At 69.5% G+C, this 8,440-nt stretch carries 8 protein-coding genes; 3 read left to right on the top strand and 5 right to left on the bottom strand.

Annotation, left to right across the window (positions count from 1 at the left end):
• A partial coding sequence (locus tag VM938_15125) for a vitamin B12-dependent ribonucleotide reductase (protein HVF76366.1) occupies window positions 1-1,954 on the bottom strand: 1,954 nt, incomplete at its 3' end.
• Between the two features lie 231 nt (window positions 1,955-2,185).
• Here VM938_15125 and VM938_15120 point away from each other — a divergent pair.
• Complete coding sequence (locus tag VM938_15120; protein HVF76365.1) at window positions 2,186-2,767, top strand: plastocyanin/azurin family copper-binding protein; 582 nt, start codon at window positions 2,186-2,188, stop codon at window positions 2,765-2,767.
• Complete coding sequence (gene glpK, locus VM938_15115; protein ID HVF76364.1) at window positions 2,764-4,212, top strand: glycerol kinase GlpK; 1,449 nt, start codon at window positions 2,764-2,766, stop codon at window positions 4,210-4,212. The genes VM938_15120 and glpK overlap by 4 nt, the downstream gene beginning before the upstream one ends.
• A gap of 61 nt (window positions 4,213-4,273) precedes the next feature.
• Here glpK and VM938_15110 read toward each other — a convergent pair whose 3' ends face one another.
• Together VM938_15110 and VM938_15105 are read right to left on the bottom strand one after the other, a co-directional pair.
• Window positions 4,274-4,912 carry a hypothetical protein gene (locus VM938_15110; protein HVF76363.1) on the bottom strand — a complete coding sequence of 213 codons (639 nt, stop codon included), beginning with the start codon at window positions 4,910-4,912 and terminating at the stop codon, window positions 4,274-4,276.
• Window positions 4,909-5,652, bottom strand: coding sequence for a lysophospholipid acyltransferase family protein (locus VM938_15105; GenBank protein ID HVF76362.1), 744 nt, complete (start codon window positions 5,650-5,652; stop codon window positions 4,909-4,911). Before VM938_15105 ends, VM938_15110 begins: the two co-directional genes overlap by 4 nt.
• 84 nt (window positions 5,653-5,736) lie before the next feature.
• On the opposite strand from VM938_15105, the gene VM938_15100 reads away from it, so the two are divergent.
• Window positions 5,737-6,327, top strand: a complete 591-nt coding sequence (locus tag VM938_15100; protein ID HVF76361.1) for a TetR/AcrR family transcriptional regulator — start codon at window positions 5,737-5,739, stop codon at window positions 6,325-6,327.
• Here the strand turns inward: VM938_15100 and VM938_15095 are convergent.
• The gene (locus VM938_15095; protein HVF76360.1) at window positions 6,248-7,255 is read right to left on the bottom strand and encodes a hypothetical protein; all 1,008 of its coding nucleotides are present in this window, start codon (window positions 7,253-7,255) and stop codon (window positions 6,248-6,250) included. The genes VM938_15100 and VM938_15095 overlap by 80 nt on opposite strands.
• Window positions 7,255-8,427, bottom strand: a complete 1,173-nt coding sequence (locus VM938_15090) for an aminotransferase class I/II-fold pyridoxal phosphate-dependent enzyme (GenBank protein ID HVF76359.1) — start codon at window positions 8,425-8,427, stop codon at window positions 7,255-7,257. The genes VM938_15095 and VM938_15090 overlap by 1 nt, the downstream gene beginning before the upstream one ends.
• Between the last annotated feature and the right edge of the window lie 13 nt (window positions 8,428-8,440).

Raw genomic sequence — 8,440 nt, 5'->3', positions numbered from 1 at the left:
TCACGGTCTTGGAGATGGCACCCGAGATAAAGGGCTGGACCGCCGCCATCATGCGCACGTGGCCCATGTAGTGGATGGTGTTGTCGCCCATCGAGCAGGCGAAGATCGACAGGTGCTCGGGCGCCAGGTCCGGTGAACCGAGCAGGGACTTGTTGGTCTCGATGTAGGCGAGGATCGACTCGATCTGTGCCGGTGAGTAGCCGAGGCGGCGTAGCGCACGGGGGATCGTCTGGTTGACGATCGACATCGTGCCGCCGCCGACGAGCTTCTTCATCTTGACCAGTCCGAGGTCGGGCTCGATGCCGGTGGTGTCGCAGTCCATGAGCAGGCCGATGGTTCCGGTCGGCGCCAACACGGACGCCTGGGAGTTGCGCACGCCGTAGCGCTCGCCCGTCTCCACGGCGTCGTCCCACGCCTCTTGCGCGGCGTCGAGCAGCGACGTCTGCACCCGCTCCTCGTCGATGCGTGCCACCTCGTCGCGGTGCATGCGCAGCACCCGCAGCATGTGCTCCTTGTTCTTCGAGTACCCGGCGAACGGCCCCATGCGGGCCGCCGTCCGGGCGGACACCGCGTACGACGTGCCCGTGAGCAGCGCGGTGATGCCTGCCGCCCACGCCCGTCCGTCTTCGCTGTCGTAGGCCATGCCCTGGGCCATCAGCAGGGCGCCGAGGTTGGCGTAACCGATGCCGAGTTGACGGAAACGGCGGGCCGTCTCGCCGATGGATGCGGTCGGGTAGTCGCTGTTGCCGACGAGGATCTCCTGGGCCGTGAAGACGACCTCGGTGGCGGCGGTGAAGCCGGTGACGTCGAAGGTGCCGTCCTCCTCGAGGAACGTCAACAGGTTGAGGCTGGCCAGGTTGCACGCGGAGTTGTCGAGGTGCATGTACTCGCTGCACGGGTTCGAGCCGTTGATGCGGCCCGTCGCATGCGCCGTGTGCCACTTGTTGATCGTCGTGTCGAACTGCATGCCGGGGTCGGCGCACTCCCACGACGCCTTCATCATCTGACGGAAGAGCTCACGGGCCTTGATCGTGCGGACGGTCTCGCCGGTGGTCACGGCCTTGAGCTCCCAGTCGCTGCCGTCGAGCACGGCCTGCATGAACTCGTCGGTGACCCGGACGCTGTTGTTGGCGTTCTGGTACTGGATCGAGTGGCTGTCCTTGCCGTCGAGGTCCATGTCGAAGCCGGCGTCGCGCAGGGCGCGGGCCTTGCGCTCCTCGATGGCCTTGCACCAGATGAAGTCCTCGATGTCGGGGTGGTCGACGTTGAGGATGACCATCTTGGCGGCGCGCCGGGTCTTGCCGCCCGACTTGATGGTGCCTGCCGACGCGTCGGCGCCCCGCATGAAGCTGACCGGCCCCGACGCCGTGCCACCGCCCTGCAGCGGCTCGTACGACGAGCGGATCTTCGACAGGTTGATGCCGGAGCCCGACCCGCCCTTGAAGATGGTGCCCTCTTCCTTGTACCAGTCGAGGATGGCGTCCATCTTGTCCTCGACGGCGAGGATGAAGCAGGCCGAGGCCTGCTGGGGCACGCCCGCCACGCCGATGTTGAACCACACCGGCGAGTTGAACGCCGCCTTCTGGTGCACGATCAGGTACTTGAGCTCGGCGTTGAAGATGTCGGCCTCGTGGCGGTCGAGGAAGTAGCCGTCCTTCAAGCCCCAGGCGGTGATGGTGTCGGCCACCCGGTCGGCCACCTGCTTGAGCGATGTCTCCCGCTCGAGGGTGCCGAGGGTGCCCCGGAAGTACTTCTGGGCCAGGATGTTGGTGGCGTTGACGCTCCAGGTCGACGGGACCTCCACGCCCAGCTGCTCGAAGGCCACGACCCCGTCGCGGTAGTTGGTGATGCGAGCGTCTCGCCGCTCCCACGTCACCGTCTCGTAGGGGTGCACCCCTTCTGTCGTGAAGTGGCGGCGGATGCCGATTCCCATGCGCTCCGGAGCAATTGCCATTCGACGAGTTCCCTCCCTGGGTCCCTACCGACTGTAGGGCTGACCACAAGATGTAGTGGACGCCGACGGACCGGCTACCACATGCGGTGTCTATTACAGCACTGTAATTACGAGGATGTCAACGGTGGTGGCCGCGCGTCACCCCTGGTCAGAGGGCGTTCGCGAAGGTTCGCAGCATGTGATCGCGATCACGAGAAGAATGGGGCGGTGCGTCGAGTCCTCCTAGCGCTTGTGGTCCTGGCCTGGCCGGTGGCGGCTGCCGCTGTCGTCGCCACGCACGACGTGAACATCGCGGGCCGAGCCTACGAACCGGCGCAGATCCCCATCGCGGTGGGAGACACCGTGCGCTGGACCAACAACAGCTTGGAGCGGCACTCGGTCACCTTCGGAAGCGGCACAGACCACGTGCTATTGCCAACACGGCAGGCGTCGCAGTCCTTCCCGCAGGCGGGCACGTACCGCTACGTCTGCACATTCCACGAGAACGAGGGGATGAAGGGCACGGTGCTCGTGCGAGGGACCACAGCTTCCACCAACCGGTCCACCACCACGACGGAGCCGCCCGCCGGGTCAGCCCGCACCGGACCGGACGACACGTCCACGACCACCACGTCGTCGACGTCCACCACCCTGCCCGACGACCCTGGTGAGGCCACCACCACGACTTCGGGCGTCGCTGGCACGGCGTCAGGCGCTCCGTCCCCGTCCGACAGCGACGACACCGATGTCGACGGCGCCGCCGCGCTGGCCGCACTCCTTCTCCTGGCCGCCGGCGGTGCCGCCTTCCTGGTCACCAGGACGAGCCTGCCGTGAGCGTCGTCGTCGCCATCGACGCAGGCACGACCGGGGTGCGGGCCTTCGCCGTCGACGAGGCGGGCACGCCGGTGGGCTGGGCGTACCGGGAGTTCCCGCAGCACTTCCCCCGGCCCGGTTGGGTGGAGCACGACGCCGACGACATCTGGGCCGCGGTCGAAGCGACGCTGGCGGAACTGCGGGCGCGGCTCGACCAGCCCATTGCCGCCATCGGCATCACCAACCAGCGGGAGACCGCGGTGGTCTGGGACCGCCGCACCGGCCGCCCCCTGCACCGGGCCCTGGTGTGGCAGGACCGGCGCACCGCCGACCGCTGCGCCGAACTGGCGCACGCCCTGCCCCTGGTGCGGGAGGCCACCGGCCTCGTGGTCGACCCCTACTTCTCAGCCACCAAGCTGGAGTGGCTGCTGACCGAAGGGGGCGTGGAAGCCGGTCCCGACCTCGCCTTCGGCACCGTCGACTCGTGGGTGCTCTGGAACCTCACCGGCGGCGCCGTGCACGCCACCGATCCCTCCAATGCCAGCCGCACCCTGCTCTACGACATCCGCAAGCAGCAATGGTCGCCCGAGCTGTGCGACCTGTTCGGCGTGCCTCTGTCGTGCCTGCCCGAGGTGCTGCCCACCAGCGGGCGGTTCGGCACCACGGCCGACGGCATCCCCGTCAGCGGCATCGCGGGTGACCAGCAGGCGGCGCTGTTCGGCCAGGCCTGCTTCACGCCGGGCATGACCAAGAACACCTACGGGACCGGTTCGTTCGTGCTCATGAACGTCGGCCCCGAGTGCCCCCCGCCCGTGGAGGGACTGCTCACCTCGGTGGCGTGGACGTTGGCGTCGGGCGAGACCGCCTACGCGCTGGAGGGCGCCATCTTCGTCACCGGCGCCGCTGTGCAGTGGCTGCGCGACGGGCTCGGCATGATCGACTCAGCCGACGAGATCGAGGCCTTGGCCCGCACCGTCGACGACACCGAAGGCGTCTACCTGGTGCCCGCCTTCACCGGCCTCGGCAGCCCGTGGTGGGACCCCTACGCCCGGGGCACCGTGGTGGGGCTGACGCGGGGCACGGGGCGGGCGCACCTGGCGCGGGCCGTGCTCGAAGCCATGGCGTTCCAGACCCGCGACGTGGTCGAGGCCATGTGCGCAGCGGCGGGCCGGAAGGTGGCCGAGCTGCGGGCCGACGGCGGCGCCGCGGCCAACGACTTGATGCTGCAGATCCAGGCCGACCAGTTGCAGGTGCCGGTCGCCCGCCCCAAGGTGCAGGAGACCACGGCGCTGGGGGCTGCGTACCTAGCCGGGCTGGCCGAAGGGGTGTGGGGCTCGACCGACGAGCTGGCCGGGCAATGGGCACTCGACGTGCGCTTCGAGCCCCGTGCGTCGAAGGGCGGCGCCGACGGCAAGCACGCGGGCTGGCGCCGAGCCGTGGAGCGGTCGAGGGACTGGGCCGACTGAACCGTTCTGGTCCGGGAATCCCGCGCCCCGGCGCGGGATTCCCGGACCAGAACGGCGGGGGTCAGCGCAGGTGCATCAAGCGGTGGTCGGCGATGCGGGCCAACGCCCCCAACTGCCGGCGTTCCCGGGCCCGGAACGGGCGGCCCCGGCGGCCGATGACCAGCCCCAACCCGCTGCCGGGCAACGGCGCCCAGGCGGTGTCGTCGGGGCCGGTGTCGAACGAGGCCACCGACTGCGACGAGCGGCTGCCCTCTACGAAGGCGGCGATCCACTCGGCCGACGGCGCCTCCCCCACCACCGCGCCCACGCCGCCTTCCCCCGCCACCGCGGCCCACTCGGCCTCGAAGTCGATGGCGGCGTGCTCGGCCAGCGTCGACAACAACGTCTCGGTCGTCGACTGCTCCACCAACAGGGCGGCCGTCTCCAGGGCGTCGAGCCGGTGGTCGACCACGTCGCTCACCGGGCGCACGTCCTCCACGTCGACGCCGTCGACCTGCGACACCTCGGCGATGAGCAGCGGCACCAAGTCGCCGTTGTCGTCGGGCAGTTGCACCACCAACTCGTCGATGGCGCGGCCCGCCCCCCGCTCGAGGATGTCGATGCCGATGAGGTCGCCCCGCACGGCGCCGATGCGACTGGCGACGGCACCGAGCGCGCCGGGCCGGTCGGGCACCCACACCCGCAGCAGATAGGTGGTCATCCGGCGGCGGCGACCACGGTCGGGACGGACGAGCCGTTGACCGCGACGGCGGGCACGATGCGAGCGGCATCGGCGCCGCCGCCCTCGCTCACGTCCTTGCGCTTGGCGTAGGCGTTCACGTACTCCTGCCCCGACAGCTCACGCAGTTCGAACATGATCGAGTCGGTGATCTCGCGCAGCACGCGAGGGTCGTCGGCGCGGTCGTAATAGCGCTCGAATGTCAGCGGCTTCGAGAACCGCACCGTGATCGGCATGAAGAACCGGGGCACCACTTGGCCGATGGGCTGCGCCTCGCGGGTGCCCACCATGGCCACGGCGACGACCGGCACCCGGTTCTGCAGGGCCAGTCGGGCGATGCCGGTGTGGCCCTTGTAGAGGCGGCCGTCGGGCGACCGGGTGCCCTCGGGGTAGATGCCGAACAGCCCGCCCTTGCGCAGGACGTCGGTGGCCGACTCCAGCGCCCGCTGCGAAGCGGAGCCGCCCTCTCGCATGATGGGGATCTGGCCGACCGCCCGGAAGAACCACGCCGTCTTGGGGTCTTCGAAGTACTCGGCCTTGGCCACGAAGGTCATTCGCCGGCGCAGCATCAGGGGCAAGAAGATCGAGTCGGAGAAAGAAACGTGGTTGCTGGCCAGGATGGCCGGGCCTGTGGTGGGGACGTGCTCCAGCCCCTCCGCTCGCACGCGGTACAGGAACCGCAGGATGGGCGTGAGGATCGCCTTCATCACCCAATAAGCCACGGAGGGCAGGTTAGTCGGGATGCCTGTTTCGGCTCTGAGGCGGTTAATTGACCGGTCGGTCAAGCCGTCCTACCGTGCCTGCCCGTGAACCGGAAGCTGACGCCGCGAGGCCGAGAACGGCGGCGCCAACTCATGGACTTCGCGGCCCGGCGCTTCGCCGAAAACGGCTACCACCCGACCTCGGTGGCGGAGATCGTCTCCGGCATGGGCGTGGGCAAAGGCGTCTTCTACTGGTACTTCTCGTCGAAGGACGAGTTGTTCGAGGAGATCCTCCGCGAAGGCCAGCTCGCCCTGCGCCGCTGTCAGCAGGCCGCCATCGGCGACGAGCCCGACCCCGTGCGCCGCATCGAGCTGGGCATCCGGGCCTCGTTCGACTGGCTGGCCGAGAACCGCCACGTCGCCACGTTGTCGCGTGTCGCCGCCACCGAGAAGCGCTTCCTGCCGGTGTTGCGCCGAGGCCAGGACATCGCCGTGGCCGACGTCGTGCGCCATGTGAAAGAAGGCGTGGTGGCGGGCGTCATCCGCGACACCGACCCGCTGGTGCTGGCGCACGCCATCCTCGGCGTCACCAACGAACTGGCCACCCAGTTCCTGTTCAAGCGCGGCGACCCTGCGAACGAGACCGCCGACGCCGCCGTCGCCTTTTGCCTCCAAGGACTAGCAATAGAGCGCTAGCAATGGCGGCAACGGCGAACGGCCACCGCGGCCGTCGCCTGCGCGGTTCGTCCTCGTCGGTCGCGGGCGTCTGGGCGTCGGACCGAGGCGCCAGCAAGTCAGGCCCGACGGCGCGGTCGCCGCGCACCACGTGCACCACCGATCCCGCCCCCTCCGTCGTCGTCACCAGAGAACGGCCGTCGCGGGTGTAGGCGATGGCTTCGCCTTGGTCGGTGCGGGGCAACGCAATGCGTTGCGGCGTACGGGCGAAGGCGGCGACGAGGTCGTCGCCCACCTCCCACTCGAAGGCCTCGAACGGCGTGCGCACCACCACCCGCCGGCCGTCGGGTGCGACGTCGCCTGCGGTTGCTGCCTTTGCATAGGTGCCCGCGCGCCGCACCAGCCGGTCGAAGCGGATCTCGCCCGCCCGCCGCAGCACCCCGGCCTCGGCCCGGTACACGCCGCTGACGCCCTGTCGGTCCTTGGTGACCACGACGAGGGCGCGGGTGCGGGGGTCGACCAGCAGGGTCTCGGCGTCGTGCGAGCCGTCGTCGTAGCGCAGCTCGTGGCGGGCGACGAGCGGGACCACCCCGCCCGCCCGCGGGTCGGCGGGCTCGGCCACCTCGTAGACGACGACAGCGGGACGGCGCCCGAAGTTGTCGCCGATGTCGGCGAAGAACAAGGCGGAGCGGCCGTCGGCGGTAAGGCCGCGAGCCATGTCCTCCCAGTCCTCGGCACGGGCCTTGTCGACGGTGAAGGTGCCGAGGGTGGCGCCGGTGTCGTCGTCGACGGCGTAGAACCGAGGGCCGTCGCCGCTGTCGTTGTGGGTCCACAGGACCGTGCTCGCGGCGACGCCGCTCGACTCGTCGATGGCGGGGTCCTGCAGGCGGCATAGTTCGGTGGCCGGCGCGTAGGCGAGGACCAGCGCCGCCAGGACGGCGCGCAGCACTACAGCTTGGTGAGGGCCCGCCGGATGGTGCGCACGGCCTGTTGGATGCGCTGCTCGTTCTCGATGAGGGCGAAGCGCACGAAGCCGTCACCGCCGGGGCCGAAGCCCATGCCCGGCGAGGTGGCGACCTTGCCCTCGGAGACGAGGAACTTGGCGAAGTCGAGCGAGCCCATCTCGGCGTAGGGCTCGGGGATGGGGGCCCAGACGAACATGGTCCCCTTGGGCTTTTCGATGTGCCAGCCGATGCGCGACAGCCCGTCGCACAGGGCGTCGCGGCGCGACTGGTAGATCTCGTTGACGACCTTGGGGTAGTCGGGCACCTCGTTCATGGCCACGATCGCCGCGATCTGGATGGGCTGGAAGGTGCCGTAGTCGAGGTAGCTCTTGAGCTTGGTCAACGCCTGCACGATCTCGGCGTTGCCCACCAGGAAGCCGACCCGCCAGCCCGCCATGGAGAACGACTTGGTAAGGGTGTAGAGCTCGACGCTTGTCTCCTTGGCGCCGGGCACCTGGAGGATCGACGGGGGCTGGTAGCCGTCGAAGGCGGTGTCGGAGTAGGCGAAGTCGTGCACGAGCACGACTTCGTGCTCACGAGCCCAGTCGACCAGGCGCTGCATCCACGGCAGGTCGACGCAGGCCGTGGTGGGGTTGTGGGGGAACGACAGGATGACGACGCGGGGCTTGGGCCACTGCGTCTCCCACGCCTCGCACAGGTTCTCGAAGAAGTCCTGGTCGGGGCCGACCCGGATCTGCTGCACCTCGGCGCCAGCGAAGAGCGGCGCGTAGATGTGGATGGGGTACGACGGGCTGGGCACGAAGGCCGAGTCGCCCGGGCCGACCAGCACCCACATGAGGTGGCTGAGCCCCTCCTTGGCGCCGATGGTGGTGACCACCTCGCGGTCGGCGTCGAGCTCCACGCCGAACTTGCGGAGGTAGAGGTCGGCGATGGCCTGGCGGATCTTGGGGATGCCCTTGCTGGCCGAGTAGCGGTGGTTGCGAGGGTTCTTGGCCGATTCCGCCAGCTTGTCGACGGCCACGTCGGGCGACGGGATGTCGGGGTTGCCGAAGCCGAGGTCGATGACGTCATCGCCGGTACGCCGGGCCGCGATCTTCAGGTCGTTGATGATGGTGAAGACATAGGGCGGCAGCCCGTTGATCCGGCGGAACTCCATGGCGGGCCAGCCT

This window comes from Acidimicrobiales bacterium (assembly GCA_035536915.1).
In the GTDB taxonomy this organism is placed as follows: domain Bacteria; phylum Actinomycetota; class Acidimicrobiia; order Acidimicrobiales; family JAHWLA01; genus JAHWLA01.
This window is presented reverse-complemented; position numbering and strand designations above follow the sequence as displayed.

Bases quoted from the DNA above. Each gene is read 5' to 3' on its own strand.
- VM938_15110 (HVF76363.1), bottom strand. From the start codon at position 4,912: ATGACCACCTATCTGCTGCGGGTGTGGGTGCCCGACCGGCCCGGCGCG.
- VM938_15090 (HVF76359.1), bottom strand. From the start codon at position 8,427: ATGGAGTTCCGCCGGATCAACGGGCTGCCGCCCTATGTCTTCACCATC.